This window comes from Glycomyces tritici (assembly GCF_030403505.1).
The window spans coordinates 464,394-485,612 of sequence record NZ_JAUEMJ010000003.1; the positions used below are offsets into that span (position 1 = coordinate 464,394).

20 protein-coding genes are annotated in these 21,219 nt (G+C 70.7%); 11 read left to right on the plus strand and 9 right to left on the minus strand.

The genetic code is table 11. The annotated features are described in order from the left end of the window. Positions 1 to 372: 372 nt before the first annotated feature. Positions 373 to 1,110, plus strand: a complete 738-nt coding sequence (locus tag QWI33_RS12565; RefSeq protein WP_289957486.1) for an SDR family oxidoreductase — start codon at positions 373 to 375, stop codon at positions 1,108 to 1,110. A 78-nt stretch (positions 1,111 to 1,188) separates the two neighbouring features. Here the strand turns inward: QWI33_RS12565 and QWI33_RS12570 are convergent, their stop codons facing one another. Beyond that, the gene (locus QWI33_RS12570) at positions 1,189 to 1,539 is read right to left on the minus strand and encodes an ArsR/SmtB family transcription factor (RefSeq protein ID WP_289957487.1); all 351 of its coding nucleotides are present in this window, start codon (positions 1,537 to 1,539) and stop codon (positions 1,189 to 1,191) included. 119 nt (positions 1,540 to 1,658) lie between these two features. Here QWI33_RS12570 and QWI33_RS12575 point away from each other — a divergent pair, with 119 nt between their 5' ends. The 6 genes from QWI33_RS12575 (at position 1,659) to mgrA (ending at position 6,925) form a co-directional block, all read left to right on the plus strand. Further along, complete coding sequence (locus QWI33_RS12575) at positions 1,659 to 2,645, plus strand: DMT family transporter (RefSeq protein ID WP_289957488.1); 987 nt, start codon at positions 1,659 to 1,661, stop codon at positions 2,643 to 2,645. A 35-nt stretch (positions 2,646 to 2,680) separates the two neighbouring features. Continuing rightward, positions 2,681 to 2,947 carry a hypothetical protein gene (locus QWI33_RS12580; protein WP_289957489.1) on the plus strand — a complete coding sequence of 89 codons (267 nt, stop codon included), beginning with the start codon at positions 2,681 to 2,683 and terminating at the stop codon, positions 2,945 to 2,947. Between the two features lie 74 nt (positions 2,948 to 3,021). Further along, a complete protein-coding gene (locus QWI33_RS12585; RefSeq protein WP_289957490.1) occupies positions 3,022 to 3,774 on the plus strand; it encodes a phosphoglyceromutase in 753 nt (250 codons plus the stop codon). Positions 3,775 to 3,863: 89 nt separating this feature from the next. Continuing rightward, entirely contained in the window at positions 3,864 to 5,111 is a 1,248-nt protein-coding gene (locus QWI33_RS12590) for a sensor histidine kinase (protein ID WP_289957491.1), read from the plus strand. A 12-nt stretch (positions 5,112 to 5,123) separates the two neighbouring features. Beyond that, the gene (locus QWI33_RS12595) at positions 5,124 to 5,810 is read left to right on the plus strand and encodes a response regulator (protein WP_289957492.1); all 687 of its coding nucleotides are present in this window, start codon (positions 5,124 to 5,126) and stop codon (positions 5,808 to 5,810) included. A gap of 119 nt (positions 5,811 to 5,929) precedes the next feature. After that, positions 5,930 to 6,925 carry an L-glyceraldehyde 3-phosphate reductase gene (gene mgrA, locus QWI33_RS12600; protein WP_289957493.1) on the plus strand — a complete coding sequence of 332 codons (996 nt, stop codon included), beginning with the start codon at positions 5,930 to 5,932 and terminating at the stop codon, positions 6,923 to 6,925. 53 nt (positions 6,926 to 6,978) lie between these two features. Here the strand turns inward: mgrA and QWI33_RS12605 are convergent, their stop codons facing one another. Then, a complete protein-coding gene (locus tag QWI33_RS12605; protein ID WP_289957494.1) occupies positions 6,979 to 7,425 on the minus strand; it encodes an Hsp20/alpha crystallin family protein in 447 nt (148 codons plus the stop codon). Positions 7,426 to 7,726: 301 nt separating this feature from the next. Between QWI33_RS12605 and QWI33_RS12610 the strand changes: the two genes are divergently transcribed. Together QWI33_RS12610 and QWI33_RS12615 are read left to right on the plus strand one after the other, a co-directional pair. Further along, positions 7,727 to 8,224 carry a PH domain-containing protein gene (locus tag QWI33_RS12610; RefSeq protein WP_289957495.1) on the plus strand — a complete coding sequence of 166 codons (498 nt, stop codon included), beginning with the start codon at positions 7,727 to 7,729 and terminating at the stop codon, positions 8,222 to 8,224. Further along, complete coding sequence (locus QWI33_RS12615) at positions 8,221 to 9,777, plus strand: PH domain-containing protein (RefSeq protein ID WP_289957496.1); 1,557 nt, start codon at positions 8,221 to 8,223, stop codon at positions 9,775 to 9,777. Before QWI33_RS12610 ends, QWI33_RS12615 begins: the two co-directional genes overlap by 4 nt. Here the strand turns inward: QWI33_RS12615 and QWI33_RS12620 are convergent. Then, positions 9,766 to 10,986 (minus strand): NAD(P)/FAD-dependent oxidoreductase, encoded by a 1,221-nt coding sequence (locus QWI33_RS12620; protein WP_289957497.1) that lies wholly within the window; start codon positions 10,984 to 10,986, stop codon positions 9,766 to 9,768. The genes QWI33_RS12615 and QWI33_RS12620 overlap by 12 nt on opposite strands. Before the next feature lie 157 nt (positions 10,987 to 11,143). Between QWI33_RS12620 and QWI33_RS12625 the strand changes: the two genes are divergently transcribed. Further along, positions 11,144 to 11,953: a nucleotidyltransferase domain-containing protein gene (locus QWI33_RS12625; protein ID WP_289957498.1), complete on the plus strand. Its 810-nt coding sequence runs from the start codon at positions 11,144 to 11,146 to the stop codon at positions 11,951 to 11,953. A 37-nt stretch (positions 11,954 to 11,990) separates the two neighbouring features. Here the strand turns inward: QWI33_RS12625 and QWI33_RS12630 are convergent, their stop codons facing one another. Together QWI33_RS12630 and QWI33_RS12635 are read right to left on the minus strand one after the other, a co-directional pair. Further along, positions 11,991 to 12,413, minus strand: a complete 423-nt coding sequence (locus QWI33_RS12630) for a phosphatase domain-containing protein (protein WP_289957499.1) — start codon at positions 12,411 to 12,413, stop codon at positions 11,991 to 11,993. 30 nt (positions 12,414 to 12,443) lie between these two features. Continuing rightward, positions 12,444 to 13,097, minus strand: a complete 654-nt coding sequence (locus QWI33_RS12635; protein ID WP_289957500.1) for an AAA family ATPase — start codon at positions 13,095 to 13,097, stop codon at positions 12,444 to 12,446. A 214-nt stretch (positions 13,098 to 13,311) separates the two neighbouring features. Between QWI33_RS12635 and QWI33_RS12640 the strand changes: the two genes are divergently transcribed. Continuing rightward, a complete protein-coding gene (locus tag QWI33_RS12640) occupies positions 13,312 to 14,325 on the plus strand; it encodes a hypothetical protein (protein WP_289957501.1) in 1,014 nt (337 codons plus the stop codon). A gap of 74 nt (positions 14,326 to 14,399) precedes the next feature. On the opposite strand, the gene narI is transcribed toward QWI33_RS12640, so the two are convergent. The 4 genes from narI to QWI33_RS12660 are packed head-to-tail and all read right to left on the minus strand — an operon-like array spanning position 14,400 to position 21,188. Beyond that, positions 14,400 to 15,143, minus strand: coding sequence for a respiratory nitrate reductase subunit gamma (gene narI, locus QWI33_RS12645; RefSeq protein WP_289957502.1), 744 nt, complete (start codon positions 15,141 to 15,143; stop codon positions 14,400 to 14,402). After that, entirely contained in the window at positions 15,140 to 15,769 is a 630-nt protein-coding gene (gene narJ / locus QWI33_RS12650; RefSeq protein WP_289957503.1) for a nitrate reductase molybdenum cofactor assembly chaperone, read from the minus strand. Before narJ ends, narI begins: the two co-directional genes overlap by 4 nt. After that, a complete protein-coding gene (gene narH / locus QWI33_RS12655) occupies positions 15,766 to 17,454 on the minus strand; it encodes a nitrate reductase subunit beta (protein WP_289957504.1) in 1,689 nt (562 codons plus the stop codon). The genes narJ and narH overlap by 4 nt, the downstream gene beginning before the upstream one ends. Continuing rightward, positions 17,454 to 21,188 carry a nitrate reductase subunit alpha gene (locus QWI33_RS12660; RefSeq protein ID WP_289957505.1) on the minus strand — a complete coding sequence of 1,245 codons (3,735 nt, stop codon included), beginning with the start codon at positions 21,186 to 21,188 and terminating at the stop codon, positions 17,454 to 17,456. Before QWI33_RS12660 ends, narH begins: the two co-directional genes overlap by 1 nt. Positions 21,189 to 21,219 lie beyond the last annotated feature (31 nt).

Here is a 21,219-nt window from a genome sequence, read left to right on the forward strand (position 1 = left end):
TTCGGACCCGAACATGGCGCTTGTCAACCACCGGGACGTCCCCGTAGCGTGGAGTGAGCACGAGCGCACTGTCGGCGTTCCCCACCGGTTCGGCTGTGCGCCAATCAGACCGACGCCGTACCCCTGAGTCCGCGCGGACCCTCGGATCCCGCCGCTGCGCCACCGCCGCCACAGCGGCCACCCTGGCCGCCGCGCGGAAGACCCTCCCTCGACCGAGGCGCTTCGACGCGCACGGCAGTCCGCGACCCCTGCGGCATGCCGGACCTCCACCACACGACACCGGGCACCGACCGGAGCACAGCGCTCGCCGACGCAGGCCGCAGCGCTCACGGCCATGCCGTCCGGCCGGAACCGGGAACGAAGGAGCAGCACATGGACACCGACCACCAGCCGGTCTCACTGATCACCGGCGCCGACCGCGGCATCGGGCTCGCCCTCGCGCGCCGCCTGGCCGGCGCGGGCCACGCACTCGTCCTCCACTCGAACGACGGCCCCGGGCTCGAGCGGTCCGTCGCCGAGGCGGGGTGGTCCGAGCGGCGGGTGCTGACCGCCGCGCACGACGTGGCCGACGCCGACGCCGTGGAGGCCGCGGTCGCGGCGGCCGTCGACCGCTTCGGCAGAGTCGACAACCTGCTCAACGTGGCCGGCGTCGCCTACCGCGGCGGGGTGCTGGACACCGACCTGGAGGTCTGGGAGCAGACCCTGCGCACCAACCTGACCGGCTACTTCCTGATGTCCCGGGCGGTGCTGCCGCACATGAAGGACGCGGGCACCGGGACCATCGTCAACATGTCCTCCACCTGGGGGAAGCGCGGCGCGCCGCCCGGCGCGATGCTCGCCTACTCCGTCTCGAAGTTCGGCGTCGAAGGGCTGACCAAGGGCCTGATCGAGGAGGCGCGCGCGTGGGGCGTGAAGGTCTCCAGCATCGTCCTCGACAAAGTGGACACAGGGTTTCGGGACAACATGCGCCCCCATGTCGAGTACGGGCCGGAGCAGCGGGCGCGGATGCTCAGCGCCGAGGACGTGGCCGACGCCGCCATGGCGGTGCTGAGCAGCTCGAACCGGGCCCATCCGTCCACGATCGAACTCGACGCCTGGCTCTGGGCCTGAGCCGGGCGCGGCGGGCGGCGGGCCGCGGGGCCCGCCGCCCGGCTGCCGCACTGCCCGGCGGGCGCTGCCCGGCAGCGCTTACCCGTCGGCGGGCTCCCAGGCGCGCACCAGGTCCAGCAGGCCGGGGAAGCGCGCTTCCAGATCGTCCTCGCGCACGGTGTTGCGCTTCTCGACCCCGACCATGCGCTGCCGCATGATCCCCGACTCCCGCAGCACCTTCCAGTGGTGGGTGCCGGTGGACTTCGGACGGTCGATCTTGAACCAGCCGCACGGGCGCTCGACGCCGCCGGCGTCGCGCAGGTAGGCGCGGACGATGTCCAGCCGCAGCGGGTCACTGAGCGCGGCGAGCACCTTCTCGAGGCGGAGTTCCGCCCTGGCCGGCTCGGGGAGACGGCCCGTCTCCGCGTCGGCGACGGGTGATTCCTGCATATTTCATCCTTGTGACTCAGATCACTAAATGGAAGTACGAGTTCAATCGTACATTACGATATGTTCGACTTTATTCGAACTAGCTCGATCTCACCGGAACCATCGCGAAGGAGTCCGCCGTGACTCGCGACAGCCGCAGCGTCTACCCGCTCCTCACCCTCTCCGCCTGCTTCTGGGGCCTGACGTTCAACTTCGCCGACTACACCGTCGGCCACCTGACCCCGCCCGCCAGCGCCGCACTGCGCTTCACCCTGGCGGCGGCGCTGATCAGCCTCATCCTCGCCCCGCAGCTGCGGAAGGTCCTCGCGGTCGCCAAGCGCAACCTCGGCATCTTCGCGCTCATCAGCATGTTCGGCGTGTTCGGGTTCAACACCTTCTTCTTCCTCGGCGTGCAGTTCACCTCCCCCACCAACGGCGCGCTCATCCAGGCGACCAACCCGCTGGTGACCGCCCTCGTCGCCGCCGTCCTCTTCAAAGAGAAGATCAGCGGCAACCACAAGCTGGGCACCGGCATCAGCTTCATCGGCGTCGCCGCACTGGTCCTGCTCGGCTCCGCGCAGGGCCTCGCGGCCCCCAACCTCGGCGACATCTGCTTCCTCATCGCCAACATCTGCTTCGCGTTCTACGCGGTGCTGCAGAAGCGCTACGTCAAGGACAGCACCCCGATCATCACCACCGGCGTCACCACCGTCATCGGCTTCGTCCCGCTGTGGATCGTCGCGGCCTCGGTCGCGCCCCGCCCCACGCCCGACGTCCTGGCGGGCCTGCCCTGGCAGGTGTACGCCGCACTGCTGTTCATGGGCGCCCTCGGATCGGTCCTCGCGTTCGTCTTCTGGAACCGCGGCATCCGCGTCATCGGCGTCGCCGACACCGCGATCTTCTTCCACCTCGTCCCCGTGTTCACCGTCCTGGGCTCCTTCCTCCTCGGGCAGGAGGTCACCTGGTTCCAGGTCGGCGCGGGACTGGTCGTGATGTCCGGCGTCCTCATCGCCACCGGCTCCCACCGCCGGCTCTTCGCCAGGTTCCTCCCCGCCCCCGCCGCAGACGAGGCGGCGGCCCCGCAGTCCCCCGCCCCCGTCGGCGACGGCGGCGCCGCACGGCGTTGAGCCCCCGCCGAGGACCCCCGAGAAAGGACACCGGTGTGCACCCCCTGACCACCACCTCCCGGTTCAGCGCCGACGAGATCGAACTGCTCTCCTGCGTCATCGCCGCGCCCAACCACGAGAACGCCGCCGCGTGGCTCGGCTGCTCCCCCACCCACCTGCGCCGCCGCCTCAAGCAGACGCGGGACCGGTTCCGGGTCGAGACCAACGCGCAGCTCATCGTCCTCGCCGCCGCCAGCCGCTCCATCGACCTGGACCGGGTGCTGCCGTACGGCTGCCGCTCCGGCGAGCGGAGCGACCGGTGACGCAGAGGCGACGCCCGCCACACCCGTCCGCCGACCGGGCGGCAGGGCGGGGCGAGGCACGGCAGGATAGGGGCATGACCGCTACTCTCGTGCTGCTTCGCCACGGCGAAAGCGAATGGAACGCCAAGAACCTCTTCACCGGCTGGGTCGACGTGCGGCTGTCGGCATCGGGCGAGGACGAGGCCCGCCGCGGCGGGCGGCTGCTCGCCGAGGCCGACCTGCTCCCCGACGTCGTGCACACCTCCCTCCTGCGCCGCGCCATCAACACCTCCGAGCTGGCGCTGGCCGAGGCCGGCCGCTCCTGGATCCCCGTGAAGCGCTCCTGGCGCCTCAACGAGCGCCACTACGGTGCGCTGCAGGGCAAGGACAAGGCCGCGACGCTCGCCGAGTACGGCGAGGAGCAGTTCATGACCTGGCGCCGCTCGTACGACGTGCCGCCGCCCGCGATCGCGGCCGGCTCCGAGTTCTCCCAGGACGGCGACGCCCGCTACGCCGACCTCGCCCCCGAGATCCTCCCGGCCACCGAGTGCCTCAAGGACGTCCTCGAGCGGATGCTCCCCTACTGGTACGACGGGATCGTCCCGGACCTGCGGGCCGGGAAGACCGTGCTGGTCGCGGCCCACGGCAACTCGCTGCGGGCGCTCGTGAAGCACCTCGACGGCATGACCGACGAGGCCGTCGTCAAGCTGAACATCCCCACCGGGATGCCGCTGCGGTACGAGCTGGACGAGACCACGCTGGCGCCGCTCGTTGCCGGCGGCGAGTACCTCGACCCGGAGGCGGCCGCCGAAGCCGCGGCCAAGGTGGCCGCGCAGGGGAAGAAATAAGCCTGAATGTGCACTCTGCGTTAACGCAGGGTGACATCGGTTACGGCCCGGCGTTCGACGCCGGGCCGTTTCGGTCCTAGGCTGGGGTCGTGGCCCACAATGATTCGTCGCAGCCGCTCGCGTCCCTGCGCAGAAGCGCAGGTCGCGTCCTCACCGGTCTGGCCGCGGGAGCCGCTTTCGGCGCCGCCGCCTCCGCACTGATGCGCACCCGGCAGCGCGGCGCCCCCCGCCCTGAAGTCCGCACCGCCCCCGTCGCCGACTCCCGCCCCTGGGAGGCCGCGACCGACCTGCTGCGCACCGGCGTGTGCCTGGTCGACGACCACAACCGCGTCCTCTACACCAACCGGGCCGCCCGCGACCTGGGCCTGGTGGACGACCATGAGATCGTCTCGCTGACCTTGCGCGCGCTACTGGCCCAGGCCCGCCGCTCCGGCCGCTACCGGGACGCCGAGATCGAGGTCCCCAAGCAGGTCATGGGCGAGCCGAGCGCGGTGAGCGTGCGCATCACGCCGCTGCCCGACGGCGTGTCCGTGGCCGAGTTCCAGGACATCTCCGAGCTGCACCGCGTCGAGCGGGTGCGACGCGACTTCGTCGCCAACATCAGCCACGAGCTGAAGACCCCGGTCGGGGCCATGCAGATCCTCGCCGAGGCCTTGAAGGACGCCGCGGAGGACCCTGACGCGTCGGCGCGGTTCGCCGCCCGCATCCAGTCCGAGTCCAAGCGCATGAACCACCTGGTCTCCGACCTCCTGGAGCTGTCGCGGCTGCAGGGCGCGGAGAAGCTGCCCGACCCCGAGCCCGTGGAGGTCGACCGGATCATCGCCGAGGCCTTCGACCAGACCCGCATCGCGGCGGAGGAGAAGGGCATCGAGCTCTCCTACTCGGGCGTGCGCGGCGCGGAAGTGCTCGGTTCGGAGTCCCAGTTGGTGACCGCGGTGAAGAACCTCGTGGGCAACGCCATCTCCTATTCACCTGAGAACACGACCGTCGAGGTCGCCTCCTCCATCGCCTCCCCCACGGGGCATCTGGCGGGGGTCAAGATGGTGTGCATCGCCGTACGCGACCAGGGGATCGGCATTCCCGCCGAGGAGCTGGACCGCATCTTCGAACGCTTCTACCGCGTCGATGCGGCCCGCTCGCGTTCCACGGGCGGCACCGGCCTCGGCCTGGCGATCGTCAAGCATGTGGCGGTCAATCACGGGGGTAGGGTCGAAGTGTCCAGTATGCCCGAAGCCGGATCAGTGTTTACCTTGATGTTGCCTGCTCGTTCCCTTCCGTCCGACGCCACGGCACCGGAATCGGATGCAATCGGAACATCCCAGCAAGCCGGCCTGTAGAAAGATTCACTTATGACCCGCGTTCTCGTAGTTGAAGACGAGGAATCGTTCTCCGATGCCCTCTCCTACATGCTCCGCAAGGAGGGCTTCGAGGTGGCCGTCGCCGCCGATGGCGACGCCGCCATCAAGGAGTACGAGCGCGCCGGGGCGGACGTGGTCCTGCTCGACCTGATGCTGCCCGAGAAGTCGGGCACCGAGGTGTGCCGCGAGCTGCGGGCCCACTCGAACGTGCCGATCATCATGGTCACCGCCCGCGACTCCGAGGTCGACAAGGTGGTGGGCCTGGAGCTGGGCGCGGACGACTACATCACCAAGCCCTACTCCTCCCGCGAGCTCGTGGCCCGCATCCGCGCGGTGCTGCGCCGCTCGGCCGAGCCGGACGACCCGATCGTCACCGTGCTCGAGGCCGGACCCGTGCGCATGGACGTCGACCGCCACACCGTCACCGTGAACAGCAGTGACGTGCAGCTGCCGCTCAAGGAGTTCGAGCTCCTGGAGATGCTGCTGCGCAACGCCGGGCGCGTGCTCACCCGCGGCCAGCTCATCGACCGCGTCTGGGGCGCGAACTACGTGGGCGACACCAAGACCCTCGACGTGCACGTCAAGCGCCTGCGCTCCAAGATCGAGCCCGAGCCGGGCAAGCCCCGCCACCTAGTTACGGTCCGCGGCCTCGGTTACAAGTTCGACCCGCACGCGTAGGGCGCCGAGGCGGATTCACCCGCCGTTCACCCTTCCGGATCCTATAGGATGTATGGCGCAGACCCCAAGGAATACGATTGCCGAGTCGGTTCAGCGGCTCCGGTGGATAGGCTGCACTCGTGACTTACCTTCCCGCGGACGACCGCTACGAGAAGACCATGCAGTACCGCCGCTCCGGGCGCAGCGGCCTGAAACTCCCCGCGATCTCCCTCGGCCTGTGGCAGAACTTCGGCCACACCCGGCCCCTGGAGACGCAGCGGGCGATCATCCGCCGCGCGTTCGACCTCGGGGTCACCCACTTCGACCTCGCCAACAACTACGGCCCGCCCGCCGGCAGCGCCGAGGAGAACTTCGGCCGCGTCCTCGCCGAGGACCTGCACCCCTACCGCGACGAGCTCGTCGTCTCCTCCAAGGCTGGCTACCACATGTGGAACGGCCCCTACGGCGACCACGGTTCGCGCAAGTACCTGATCTCCTCGCTCGACCAGTCCCTCACCCGCATGGGACTGGACTATGTGGACATCTTCTACCACCACCGGCCCGACCCCGAGACCCCGCTCGAGGAGACCATGGGCGCGCTCGACGCGATTGTGCGCTCCGGCAAGGCCCTCTACGTCGGCGTCTCCAACTACAACGCCGAGCAGGTGCGCAAGGCCGCCGCGATCCTCAAGGACCTCGGCACCCCGCTGCTCATCGACCAGCCGTCGTACTCCATGTTCAACCGCTGGACCGAGCGGGACGGCCTCCTCGACGCCCTCGAAGAGGTCGGCGCCGGCTGCATCGTCTTCAGCCCCTTGGCCCAGGGCCTCCTCACCGACCGGTACCTCAAGGGCATCCCCGAGGACTCGCGCGTGCGCACCAGCGTCTTCCTCAACGAGGACGCGCTCGAGGACACCACGATGGCGCGTGTGCGCGCCCTCAACGACATCGCCGCCGGACGCGGCCAGACCCTCGCGCAGACCGCCCTCGCCTGGGCGCTGCGCGACGAGCGCATGACCAGCGTCATCATCGGCGCGAGCAGCGTCAAGCAGCTCGAGGACAACATCGGCGCCCTCGGGAACCTCGACTTCAGCGACGAGGAGCTCGCCGCGATCGACGAGCACGCGATCGGCTAGCACCGCCTCCAGGCAGCGTCAGGCCCGCGGGATCGAATCCCGCGGGTCTCTCACTATGTGACCTCGATCTTCTTGTGGCCCGCGGCCGCGGTCTTCGGGACGGTCAGGCACAAGACGCCGTTGGTGAGTTCGGCGGTGCACCCGCCCGCGTCGATCGCGTGCGGCAGGCGCAGGATGAGCTCGAACGCTCCGGAGTGCCTCGACACCCGGCGCGCGACCCCTTCAACGTGCTCCAACTTCTTGCACTCGCCGCTCACCGTGAGCTCCTGGCCCTCGATGTCGACCATGACGTCCTCTTTCTCGACCCCGGGAAGGTCGATGTCGACGTGGTACTCCTGGTCGTTCTCGGTCACGTCGGCCATAGGCGTCCAGGCCTCCCCGCCCGCCTCGAGCGGCGAGTAGTACGGGCCCATCATTCGGTTCATGTAAGCGGTGAAATCATCGATGAGGTTGATCGCGTCGGCCCCCATCGCGTTCCTCCGCGCCGGCAGCTGAGTCATGACGGTCTCCTGTCCTCTCGTGGCGCATGCCTCGGACGACAGACGCCCGTTCCGGGATTCCCTCTGCCGGCGCCCGGAAACCCCCCGCCGGAGGCGGCGACGATCGCGCGGGGAACGGCAGGAGGCGGGCGGTTGACCTGGGCCTTTGCCGAAGGGGCGCGTGCCCGCCCGCCCCGTTCGCCACCGGCGACTGGAGGAGCCCGCGGAGCGCCGCCGACAGTACCTGGGTATGACACCGCGTCACGGAATATCCGCCCCGAGTCGGAAGTCCGATCCGTCACGGGAAACTACGATTCGGGGCATGACCACGTCAAGGACAACGTTGCGTCCGCCCCAGCACCAGTTCGACCCCCGCGTGAAACCCTGGTGGCGCACCCAGATCGCCATCGCCACCGCCGTGCTCGCCCTCCCGCTCGCCGTGCTCGGCATCCTCATCGCCCCCGCCCGCATCTGGCTCCTCGGCCCGGCCGCCGCCATCGCCGTGATCGGCCTCGCCTCCCTTGCGACCCTGCCGGTCTGGTGGCACCGCGTCCACCGCTGGGAGGTCACCGACACCGCCGTCTACACCCTCACCGGCTATTTCTGGCGCACCTGGCGCATCGCCCCGATGTCCCGCATCCAGACCGTCGACACCACGCAGGGACCGCTCCAGCGCTCGTTCGGGCTCTCCACCCTGGTCGTGACCACCGCGTCCTCCGCCGGGGAGATCAAACTCGAAGGGCTCGAACAGGACCAGGCCGCCGCACTCGCCGAACGCCTCACCGAGCTCACCGACGCCACCCCCGGGGACGCGACATGAGCGACCTCCCCGCCGGCACCGACGACCGCACCGCCGCCGAAACCGACACCCCCTGGCTGCGCCTCCACCGCGACGGCCTCAAATCCACCGCCCTCTCCATGGCCGGCGTCATGGTCGGCGCCGGCACGCCCGCCGCGATCGCCATCGCCTCGGGCACCTCCTGGCCGATCGCCCTCGCCTGGGTCGTGCCCGGCGCCGCGCTCATCATCGGCGCGGTCGTCGCGTTCGAGGCCGTGCGCCTGCGCACCACCCGGTACCGCGTCACCGCCACCCGCGTCGAGATGCACACCGGGCTCCTCTTCAAACGCCGCCGCTCCCTTGCGCGCGAACGCATCCGCTCCGTCGACCTCGCCGCCAACCCGCTCGAGCGGGTCTTCGGACTCACCAAGGTCAAGGTCGGCACCGGCGAGACCGGCAGCGGATCGGGCTCCACCACCGAGCAGACGCTCACGCTCGACTCCGTCCACCGCACCGAGGCCGACCGGCTCCGGCAGGAGCTGCTGCGCCGCGGCGCCGCCGCCTCCGAGCTCGACACCGAAGGGCGCCTTGCCACCTGGGAACCCGGCTGGCTCAAGTACGCGCCCCTGTCGTTCCTCACCCCGATGCTCGCGGGCGTCACCGTCGGCGCCGTCTTCCAGGTCTCCGACTGGTTCGGCCGGGGCGGCCTGCCCGTCGAGGTCACCGCCGACCTGGTCGAGGCGTACGGCGCGTGGACCGTGCTCGGCGGCGGCCTCGCCGCGCTCCTGGTCCTCGGCGCGATCGCAAGCCTCGTACTGCAAGGCGAGGCGTGGTGGAACCACCGCCTCGACCGCGAACCCGGCGGCACGCTGCGAGTGCGCCGCGGCCTCATGATCGCGCGCTCGCTCAGCCTCGAAGAGGAGCGCATCCGCGGCATCGAGATCGTCGAACCGCTCGGCGTGCGCACCGCGGGCGCCGGACGCCTCGACGTGGTCGCGATCGGCCTCAAGACCGACCAGGAGGGCAGCGACCTCAGCACCCTGGTTCCCGCTGCGCCCCTTGCCAAGACGCTCGCCGCCGCCGAAGCGGTGGTCGGCCCGCTCGCGACCGGCCTCACCCCGCACCCGAGGACCGCGCTGCACCGCCGGCTGCGCTGGGCGGCGGCGACCGTCGTGGTCGTGGCGGTACTGGCGACCGCGGCCCATCTGCTGTGGGCGATGCCCGCGCTGCTCAGTGCCGCCGTCGTCCTGGCCGCCGTCTCGACCTCGGCGTTCGCCGTGTGGACGGCCTTCGACTCGTACGCGTCCCTCGGCCACGCGGCCGGGCCGCGCTACCTGGTCTCACGGCGCGGCAGCACCCGCCGCGCCACCGTCCACCTCGACCGCTCCGGGATCATCGGCTGGCGCCTCCAGCAGTCGGTGTTCCAGCGGCGCATGGGCCTCATGACCCTGGACGCGACCACCGCCGCGGGCAAGGGCCACTACGCGGTCATCGACGCCGACGAGCACGAGATCCTCGACTTCGCCGACGGCACCGTGCCGGACCTGCTGCGGCCCTTCCTCATCAGGGACTCGGTCAGGGACTCAGCGGAATGACTGCAGGTCGGCCTGGGACGGCGGTTCGGGGGCGCGGATGAGCGCCTCGACCTCGGCCATGCGGTCCCAGGTGTTCACGGCCATGCCCGCGAGCACGCGCCCGGCCCTGGTCCAGAACGCCACGAACTCGAGGGACTCGATCGATCCGGAGACGACGACCTCGTCGTAGTCGTCCGGGCCGGACACGAACCCGAGGTACTCCATGCCGAGGTCGTACTGGTCGGTGAAGAAGTACGGCAGCTTGTCGTACGGCGACTCGTCCCCGAGCATCGCCTTCGCGGCGTGCGGGCCGGAGTCGAGCGCGGTCTGCCAGTGCTCCACCCGGACCGGCCGTCCGTAGTGGACGGACGGGATGCTCGCCACATCGCCGGCGGCCCACACGTCCGGGCCGCTGGTGCGCAGCGTCCCGTCCACGGCGATCCCCCCGCCGAGATCCTTGGCGCGCAGGTTGATCCCGGCCTCGACGGCCAGGCCGATGTTGGGCGTGGCCCCGACCGCCAGGAGCACCGCGTCGGCCGCGACCCTGCGCCCGTCGTCGGTCTCGACGCCGACCGCGCGCCCGTCCTGGCCGAGGATCTTCGCGACCTGCGTGCGCCGCAGCAACTCCACACCGTGGTCGGTGTGCAGGCGCGCGAACACGAGCCCCATCTCCGGGCCGAGCACGCGTTCGAGCGGCTGCGCCCCGAGCCCGAACACGGTGACCTCGCGGCCGAGCTGCCGCGCCGAAGCGGCGACCTCCATGCCGATCCAGCCGTCGCCGACGATCGCGACGCGCTCGGCGTCCTTGATCGCCGCGTGCAGCAGATCCGACTGCTCGACGGTGCGCAGCAGGTGCACGCCCTGGAGGTCCGCGCCGGGGATCGGCAGCGGGCGGGGGCTCGAGCCGGTGGCGATGAGCAGCTTCTTGTAGTCGAGCACGGACCCGTCGGCCAGGGTCAGCCGCCGCCCGGCCGGGTCGAGGCCGGTGGCGGGCTCGCCGGTGCGCAGCTCGGCGTTCTGGGCGTACCAGTCCTCGTCGACGGTGAACACCGACGAGCGGTCGGCCTCCCCGCGCAGGTAGTCCTTCGAAAGCGGCGGCCGCTCGTACGGGCGGTGGGCCTCCCCCGTGACCACCACGAGATCGCCCTCGAACCCCTCGTCGCGCAAGGTCTGCGCGGCCTTCGAGGCGGCCAGGCCACCCCCGACGATGACGTACGGCGAGTTGCTCACGATCTTCCTCCGGCACGATAGGCGGCGGTTCGGCCCCATTCTCCCGCGTTCAGGCGCAGCAGGGCCCGTTCAGCGGATTCCCGCCGCCACCGCCCGCAATCCCCCGCAGGAGCGAATCTCGCTCGCTTCAGGCGCCGCTTCTTGGCAAGCTGGCCCGATGACCGAGAACCCCGACCACACCGAGCACGGCGACGCCGCGATCGCCCGCAGCGGCGAGATCCTGCGCACCGAGGTCGGCTCGGGCCTGCACGGCATCGCGATCGCCGGGACCGACGACCACGACGAGATGGGCGTCTTCATCGAACCGCCCGAATGCGCCGTCGGCCTGCGCGGCCCGATGGACCACTACGTGTGGCGGACCCAGCCCGAAGGGCACCGCTCCTCGCACGGCGACACCGACCTGGTCATGTACTCGCTGCGGAAGTTCCTCAAACTCGCCATCGCGGGGAACCCCACGATCCTGCTGCCGCTCTTCGCCCCCGAGGCATCGGTCTACGTGGCCACCGAATTCGGCGCGGAACTGCGCGACCTCGCGCCCGCGTTCCTCTCGCAGCACGCGGTCGAGCGGTTCGTCGGCTACCTCGACGGCCAGACCGACCTCCTGCTCGGGCGGGGCCGCCAGGGTTCGCTGCCGAACCGTCCCGAGCTGGTCGAGCGGTACGGCTACGACGTCAAGTACGCCTCGCACGCGCTCCGCCTCGGCCTGCAGGGCCTCGAGATCGCCGAGCACGCCCGGCTCACCCTGCCGATGCCCGACGCCGACCGCGAGCGGGTCCTGCATGTGAAGTCCGGCGGCGTCGCCGAACTTGACACGGTGCTCGCCGAGATCGCCGCGATCCGGGCCCGCATCGTCGCGCTCCTGGAATCGGGCGCGACGGCGCTGCCCGCCGCGCCCGACACCGACCGCGTCTCGGCCTGGTCGATCGACGCCCATCGCCGCCACTGGCACGCGAACCACGGCTTCTAGTTCCGGGCCCCGCTTCTCGGGGCCCGGGACCGAGCCGTCAGAAGTCGCCGTAGGCGACCTGCAGGCAGGTCAGACCGAGCTCCTCGCGCCACATGCGCACGACCTGGTCCCGGTCGTCGATCACGCAGAGGACCTCGCGGTGCGCCAGGTGCCGCTCGTACAGTTCGCGCTTCACTGTGGAGTCGCGGCGGCTGTCGCCGGACTTGCGCATGTGCAGCTCGGCGTCCGCCAGGCCGACATGCCGTTTGAGCCAGGTCAGCGTCTCGGTGCGGCACACCTCGTCCCGGCCGGACATGAACACGATCTTGTGCCCGGCCTGGGCCAGCGCCTGCACCACCGAGATCACGGCCGGGTTCGGGGCGTCCTCGCCGACCCGGTGGAAATGAAACGGCGACCGGGGCTTCTCACCGAGTCGAAGCGCGACGGTCCCGTCGATGTCGACGATCACGACCTGCGTCATGGGGTTCCTTCCAAGGGGGTTCCGGGGGCTTCAGGAGAGGCCGAAGTGTTCGCCCACTCGCCGGACCGATTCGGTCTCGCTCACCGCCGCATCAACTGTAAGCGCCTCGAGCCCCAGGTCGCGAGTCTCTTCGCGGAGCCGCTCGACGAAGTACCGCTCACGCGCGGCCAGGTTGCGCCCGGCCCGTTCGGGGTCGCTGGTCTGGGCGAGGAATCCGGGGCTGCGCGTCGCCTTCGCCCGCTTGAGGACCGCGTGCGCGCGGAAGTCCGGGCTCGGCAGCAGCCACACGGCCCGGCGGCGGTCGGCGAGGAGCGGCGCGACGAGCGCGGGCAGCAGCCGGAAGCCCTCGACCACGATCCCCTGGTCCGCGGGCATCGCCAGGAGGTCCTCGACGATCAGGTGGAACCCCTCGCCGCGGAACCAGTGGAAGGTCTCGAACATGACCTCGGGCGATCGGTCCAGCCAGCGTTCGTCCATGCTCATCGCGATGAACTCGTGGAGGCGGGGCGCGTCTTGGGCGGTGGTCCGCCGCGCGTGGTCCGGCATCGCCTCGTCAGTGCCGAAGAGCCGCAGCCCATGCCGGTCTGCCAGGGCGGCTGCGACGGTGGACTTTCCCGCTCCGCTGCCGCCTCCGATCCAGTACACGTGACGCAGCCGCTTCCGCAGCGCCGAGTCGTCCGCCATCTCGACTCCATCCCGATCCGTCTGCTTGAACCCCGTTCCATGTTCCCAAGGCCCGCTGCCGTGCGGGCCGGGGCGCTGTTCGCGAACCCCGGTTCAGCGTCGCCGCAGGTACGCTCAGTGGCCCTGCATTAAAAACTGGAAAGTGCCTGCCTTGGGAACCCCTCGACTCCTCGTGCACGGTTGGCTCTGTGCCGCCGCGTTCCACACCCTTACGATGCTGTACCTCGTCTCCCTTGTCGACTACCGATTCCCGACTGCCCCGGGATATGCGCTGCTCGGCGGGTCCACGGCGCTGCTCGTCTGGTGGTGCGTGCGCGCCGCGGCGATCGGCGGGGAGGACGCCGCAGTGCCGGTGAGCCCCAAGGCGCAAGTGCGGCATCGCCGGATGGTCCTCGGGATTTCGTACGCGATCGTCTGCGCGATCCTGTCGCTGGCTTCGGGGGTCGCGGGCAACGACCGTCCCTGGCACCGGTTCACCGACTCGGACCCGCAGATCGTCGCGGCACAAGTCGTCACGATCGACGGCATCCGGAAGCCCGGCAGGTCGCCGTGGCAGGCCCACCTCGACGGGTTCGCCGAGCTCGGCGGGACCAGGATGGACTTTCAGGACCAACGCGTCCAGTTCGACGAAGACCCGCGGGACCGTTCGGCGAGCGAGATCGACGCGTGGGCCGTGTTCTCACCGGGCGACGGGGAAGCCGGGCTGGTCGTCGTCGACGACCGGTCCGAGGCCGAGTCGCTGCTGGACGGCCCGATCGTTCCGTTCCTGCCTTTCGGTCTGGTGCTGATGGCGGTCATCGGCGCGATCCAGCACTTCCGCACGCGCGAGCGCAGGTTCTCCGAGCGCCGGGTACCGCCGATCGGCGCCCTGCCGGGGAAGTTGTGGGGCACCATCGCGGGCTGCGCGGCGCTGATCGCAGTGCTGCTCGCGTGGCTGCACCACATCACCTCCTCCGACGGGCCTTTCACGACGGCCCACTACACGCTGCTCAACGGGGCACCGTCGATCTGGGTCGGCGTCTTGCTCATCACTGCCGCCGCAATGCTCGGCGCGTTCTTCGATGTGGCCGCAATGCACAAGGGAACGGAGTCTCCGGATGTCGAGCGGTGGAAGCGGCGTTCGCGGGCCTTGCACGGGAACGGCTCGCCCCGTGCGACCGGTGCTGAGCGCGAAGCGAAGCGCCGCAAGGACCGACGAAAGCGCAAACGCAAGCGCGACCGGAACTGAGATGCGCCGCGAATCCCGTCACCGGCTCCGGCGGCCACGCCGAGTTCAGGGCCGGGCGGCGCTGGCGGCGTTGATCAGCTCCAGCCGCGAGGCGCCTGGCGGGAGGACGGAGTGGGCTCCCGGTCTCGGGTCCGGTAGACGACGTAGGGGCGGAAGAGGTACCAGACCGGGGCGCTGAAGGCGTGGACGAGCCGGGTGAAGGGGAAGAGTGCGAAGAGGGCCAGGCCGATGAGCGCGTGGAGCTTGAACGCGCCGGAGGCGGCGGCCATGGCGGCGACGTCCGGCTGGAGGATCCAGATGCTGCGGAACCAGGGCGAGACGGTCTCGCGGTAGTCGACCTCGTGGCCGCCCGTCAGACCGGCGACGGCCGAGAGCAGGGTCGTGGCCAGGCCGGCGAGGATCGCGGCGACGAGGACGAGGTACATGACCTTGTCGTTCACGGTGGTGGCGCTGAAGACCGGTCCGTTGGTGCGGCGGCGCCAGATGAGGAGGGCGATGCCGCCGAGGGTCGTCACGCCCGCGATGGCGCCCAGGGACAGGGCGGTCACGTGGTACATCTCGTCGGTGATGCCGACCGCGGCGGTCCAGGTCTCGGGGATGAGGAGGCCGACGACGTGGCCGATGATCACGACGAGCAGTCCGAAGTGGAACACCGGGCTGGCGATGCGCAGCAGTCGCGACTCGTAGAGCTGCGATGAGCGGGTGGTCCACCCGAAGCGGTCGTACCGGTAGCGCCAGACGGTGCCGCCGATGAGGATCGCGAGCACGACGTACGGGAGCGCGCCCCACAGCAGGTAGTCGAGGGCCGTCGGGCTCATGGCCTGCCTCCCATCGCCACCGGCATGCCGAGCGGCACCTTGCCGCCGAACGGGTCGAGCCCTACGTCCTCGGCCGGGGGGCCGGCGGCGGCCATTCGGGTGGCTTCGCGGCGGGCTTCGTCGGCGGGCGGGAGGGTTGCGGCCACGGCGTCGAGGACAGCGGCGTGGGGACTGCGGCACTCGTGGAGGGCGGCGCGCAGCAGCTCGATCGCCGGCTGGAAGGCCTCGAGGAGGCGCCGGCCTTGGACGGCATCGCCTCTGGCCGCGAATTCAAGGACCACCGCCAGGTGGTCGGGCAGTTCGCCGGGCTCGAGGCGCCATCCGCAGGCCGCATAGATCTCCTTGATCCGGGCCAGCGCGTGGCCGCGTCGTCGTGTGTCGCCGTCGGTGTAGTAGGTGAGGTGGAGTGCCCTGCGGCGCTTCAGGTCGAAGGTCCGGACGTAGGCCGCGCCGAGTTCGAGCCCGGTGGTGCCGGCGGCGTACGCGCAGAACGCGGTGAGGGCTTCGCGGGCCTCGCCCGGCGGGGTCTCGGCGACGGCGGCGCGCACGAGCGGGAGGCGCTCGTAGAAGTCGCGGTCCGGGTAGCAGAGGAGGACGGCCGCGGCTTGGCGGACGACGGCGTTCATTTCGGCTCCCGTTCCGCGCGGTGCTGCTGGTCCCGTGCCGGGAACAATCCCGGAGGGCGGCCGTTGCCGTCCCAGTTCAGGAGGTTGAAGCGGCGGGTCGCGCCGGCCGGGTCGTCGCTGGTCTGGCGGTCGCGCAGGGCGTGGAACGTCTCGACGCTGGCGGGCGCGGGCGTTCCGGAGGCCTCGCCGAACGGGCCGGAGCCGCCCATGCCGGGGCCGTCCTCGAAGTCGAGGGAGCAGCCGATCTCCTCGATGACGCCGCGGTCGGCCTCGTCGACGCCGTAGGCGGTCGGGATGACGTACCGGTCGTCGTACTTGGCGAGGGCGAGCAGGCGGTACATCTGCTCGATGTCGGTGCCCGCGAGGCCGACCGCTTCTGCGATCGACTCGTCGGCGGGCTCGCCGAGGTTGATGCGGCGCATGTACGCGCGCATCGCGGCGAGCCGGTTGAGCACGGCCTTCACCGGCTCGGGGTCGCCCGCGGTGAACAGCTCCGCGAGGTACTCGATCGGGATGCGCAGCGTGTCGACCGCCGCGAAGAGGTTGCCGGCGTCCTCGCCGTCGTGGCCGGTCTCGCTCAGGGCGTCGACCACCGGCGACAGCGGCGGGATGTACCAGACCATCGGCATCGTCCGGTACTCCGGGTGCAGCGGCAGCGCGAGGCGGAACCGCTTGGCGAGCATGAGGATCGGTGAGCGCTGGGCGGATTCGAGCCAGCGTTCGGGGATGCCGTCGCGGCGGGCGGCGGCCTGGACGTCGGGGTCGTCGGGGTCGAGGAAGACGTCCAGCTGCGCCTCGTAGAGGTCCTGCTCCTCCTTCACCGCCGCGGCCTTCCCGACGCGCTCGACGTCGTAGAGGACGACCCCGAGGTAGCGCAGCCGCCCGACGCAGGTCTCGGAGCAGACCGTGGGCATGCCCACCTCGATGCGCGGGTAGCAGAGCGTGCACTTCTCGGCCTTGCCGGTCTTGTGGTTGAAGTACACCTTCTTGTAGGGGCAGCCGGTGACGCACATGCGCCAGCCGCGGCACTTGTCCTGGTCGACGAGGACGATGCCGTCCTCGGCGCGCTTGTACATGGCGCCCGAGGGGCACGAGGCGACGCAGCTGGGGTTGAGGCAGTGCTCGCAGATGCGCGGCAGGTAGAACATGAAGCTCTGCTCGTACTGGAACTTCACCTTGTCGCCGATCTTCTGCACGATCGGGTCCTGCGAGCCGAGCTCCTCGCCGCCGGCGAGGTCGTCGTCCCAGTTGGCGCTCCACGTGATCTGCATGGGGTCGCCGGAGATGAGGGAGCGGGGGCGCGCGCCGGGGATGTCGTCGCCGAGCGGGGCCGAGACCAGGTGCTCGTAGTCGTACGTCCAGGGCTCGTAGTAGTCCTGGATGGACGGCATCTTGGGGTTGGCGAAGATCGTGGCGAGCTTCTTGAGGCGTCCGCCCGCGCGGGGCTTCAACCTGCCTGCGGCCGTGCGCTTCCAGCCGCCCTGCCAGCGCTCCTGGTCCTCGTGGCGGCGCGGGTAGCCCTGGCCGGGGCGGGTCTCGACGTTGTTGAACCACACGTACTCGACGCCGGGCCGGTTGGTCCACGCCTGCTTGCAGGTGACCGAGCAGGTGTGGCAGCCGATGCACTTGTCGAGGTTCATGACCATGGCGACCTGCGCCATGACCTTGCCGATGCGCTCGCCCATCAGTACTGGACCTCCGTGGTGCGCTTGCGGACGACGGTGACCTCGTCGCGCTGGTTGCCGGTGGGGCCGATGTAGTTGAACGCGTAGGAGAACTGGGCGTACCCGCCGATGAGGTGGGTGGGTTTGACGAGGAGGCGGGTGAGGGAGTTGTGGATGCCGCCGCGCTTGCCGGTGGTCTCGGTCTTCGGGACGTCGACCATGCGCTCCTGGGCGTGGTACATGTACACGGTGCCGCGCGGCATGCGGTGGGAGACGACGAGTCGGGCGGCGACGACGCCGTTGCGGTTGACCGCTTCGACCCAGTCGTTGTCCTCGGCGCCGATGGCTTCGGCGTCGTGCGGGCTCATCCAGATGTTCGGTCCGCCGCGCGAGAGCGTGAGCATGAGCAGGTTGTCCTGGTACTCGGAGTGGATGGACCACTTGGAGTGCGGGGTGAGGTAGCGGACGGCGACGGCCTTCTCGCCCGTCGGTCCGATCTCGGGTTCGCCGAACAAGCGGTGCATGTTGAGCGGGGGCCGGTAGACGGGGAGGGCCTCGCCGAACTCGTGCATCCAGTCGTGGTCCATGTAGAAGTGCATCCGGCCGGTGAGGGTGTGCCAGGGCTTGTCGTGTTCGAGGTTGATGGTGAACGGCGAGTACCGGCGGTCGTGGGCCTCCTTGCCCGACCATTCGGGGCTGGCGCCGACGGGGGTGGGGCCGTGCTGGGTGTCGGCGAAGACGACGCGGCGTTCGGCCGAGCCGTGGATGAGTTCGTCGAAGTCGGTGCCGACGCGGACGGCGAGGCGTTCGAAGCCTTGTGAGGCCAGGCGTCCGTTGCTGGTGCCGGAGAGGGCGAGGATCATCTCGCAGGCTTTGACGTCGGTGTCGATGAGCGGGCGGCCGCGGGCCGGGGCTTCGGTGGAGGTGCCGTTGCGCTGGGCGAGCCAGCCGATCTCGGCGTCGGGTGTGAACGAGACGCCTTTGACGGGCAGGCCCTTGGTCTCGGCGAGCGGGCCGAGGGCGTTCATCTTGGCGGCGACGGCCGGGTAGTCGCGTTCGACACTGAGGATCGCGGGCGCGGTCCTGCCCGGGACGGGCGGGACGCCTGCGGCCTTCCAGTCGGGGGCGGTGCCGCCGGGCTGGGCGAGTTCCCCCGGCGTGTCGTGCTGGTGGGGCGCGGCGACGAGGTCGGTGGCGGTGCCGAGGTGGTCTTCGGCGAGTTCGGAGAAGCGGCGGGCGAGGGCCTGGAAGGCCTCGAAGTCGGTGCGGGCCTGCCAGGGCGGGTCGATCGCGGGGGAGAACGCGTGCACGAACGGGTGCATGTCCGTTGTGGACAGGTCGTGCTTCTCGTACCAGGTGGCGGCCGGGAGCACGATGTCCGAGAGCAGGGTGGTGCTGGTCATCCGGAAGTCGAGCGAGAGGAGCAGGTCGAGCTTTCCTTGCGGCGCTTGGCCATGCCAGACGACCCCGGTCGGGCGGTCCCCTGGACCCGCTTCCTCGCCCTGCACCGAGTTCTGGGTGCCGAGCAGGTGCTTGAGGAAGTACTCGTCGCCTTTCGCGCTGGAGCCGAACAGGTTCGCGCGCCAGACGGTGAGCACGCGCGGCCAGTTCTCGGGCGCGTCCGGGTCCTCGCAGGCGAAGCGCAGGTCGCCGGAGGCGAGTTCGCGGGCGACGTAGTCGGCCGGCGGGAGCCCGGCTTCGCGGGCCTCCTGCGCGATGAGCAGCGGGTTGCGGTTGAAGGTGGGGTACGACGGCATCCAGCCCATCCGGGCCGAGGCCGCGACCAGGTCGGCCGTGTGGGCGCCTGCCAGACGTCCGGGGCCGGTGGCCGAGGTCAGGGCATCTGCTTTGTAGGTGTCGTACCGCCACTGGTCGGTGTGCAGGTACCAGTACGGGGTCGCGGCCATGAACCGCGCGGGCCGCGTCCAGTCCATCGCCGATGCGTAAGCGGCCCAGCCGGTCTGGGTGCGGCACTTCTCCTGGCCGACGTAGTGGGCCCAGCCGCCGCCGTTCCTGCCCTGGCAGCCGGTGAGCAGCAGGAGGGTGAGGAACGCCCGGTACATGGTGTCGCCGTGGAACCACTGGTTCGTGCCCGCGCCGAGGACGATCATCGCCCGGCCGCCCGAATCCCTTGCGGTGGCGGCGAATTCGCGGGCGATGCGGATCGTCCGGTCCGCCTTGACCGAGGTGATCGACTCGGACCAGGCGGGCGTGCACGGCTCGGAGGCGTCGTCGTATCCGCTCGGCCACCGGCCCGGCAGCCCGGGCCTGGCCACGCCGTACTGCGCCAGCAGCAGGTCGAAGACCGTGGTCACCAGGCGGCCTCCGACCGTGCGGACCGGGACGCCGCGCAGCGAGCGGCCGACTTCAGGGACGTCGGCGGCACTGTCGTCGGCGGCGCCGCCGTAAGCGCTGCCCTCGTGGTCACCGTCGAAGCGCGGCAGCGCGATCGCGCGGGTCTCGCCGCCTGCCTCGTAGCAGGTGAGCAGCGGCTCCGCGCCTTCCAGGTCGAGGTTCCAGTTGCCCGGCCGCTCCTCGTCCCAGCGGTGGCCGAGGGTCCCGTGCGGGGCGCGGGCCTCGCCGGTGCGCGCGTCGATGAAGACCGGCTTCCACTCGGCGTGCGGCTCCTCGCCCGGGAGGGCGTCGCGGCGCAGGAACTTGCCCGGCACCAGGTCCCCGTCCCGCTCGACCAGCTCGACGAGGAACGGCAGGTCGGTGTACTTGCGCACGTAGGCGTCGAAGGCCTCCGTGCGCTCGTCCACGAAGTGCTCCTTGAGGATCACGTGCCCCATCGCCATGGCCAGCGCGCCGTCCGTGCCGGGGTGCGGGGCGAGCCATTCGTCGGCGAACTTCGCGGCGTCGTTGTAGTCGGGGGCGACGGTGACGACCTTCTGGCCCCGGTAGCGGGCCTCGGCCATCCAGTGCGCGTCCGGGGTCCGCGTGACGGGCACGTTCGAGCCCCACAGCACGAGGTACGCGGCGTCCCACCAGTCGCCCGACTCGGGCACGTCGGTCTGGTCGCCGAAGACCTGCGGGGACGCGACGGGCAGGTCCGCGTACCAGTCGTAGAACGAGAGCATCGAGCCGCCGAGGAGGTTCACGAACCGCGCGCCCACGCCGTGGGAGACCTGCGACATCGCCGGGATCGGGCTGAAACCGGCGATGCGGTCGGGCCCGTACGCGCCGATCGTGTGGACGTGCGCGGCAGCGGCGATCTCGACCGCCTCGTCCCAGCCGATGCGCACCAGTCCGCCCTTGCCGCGCGCGGACTGGTAGCGGCGGCGCTTCTGCGGGTCCGTGGTGACCTCGGCCCACGCGGCGACCGGATCGCCCAGGCGCGCTTTGGCCTCGCGGTACATCTCGACGAGCACGCCGCGCCCGTACGGGTAGCGCACGCGCGTGGGCGAGTACGTGTACCAGGAGAAGGCCGCGCCCCTCGGGCAGCCGCGCGGCTCGTACTCGGGGCGGTCGGGGCCGACCGAGGGGTAGTCGGTCGCCTGGGTCTCCCAGGTGATGATGCCGTCCTTGACGTACACGTTCCACGAGCACGAACCGGTGCAGTTCACGCCGTGCGTGGAGCGCACGACCTTGTCGTGGCTCCAGCGGTCGCGGTAGAACACGTCCCCTTCGCGCCCGCCCTCCTTGAAGACCACTCGCTTATCCTCTGTGGATTCCGAGCGGGTGAGGAAGAGGCCCGTGGCGAGCAGCAGGTCCCCCGCGCTGCGCTCGGAAGCCGCCGCTCGGTGCTGTGCCATGACTGCTCGCTCCATCCGGGTCCGGGTGCGG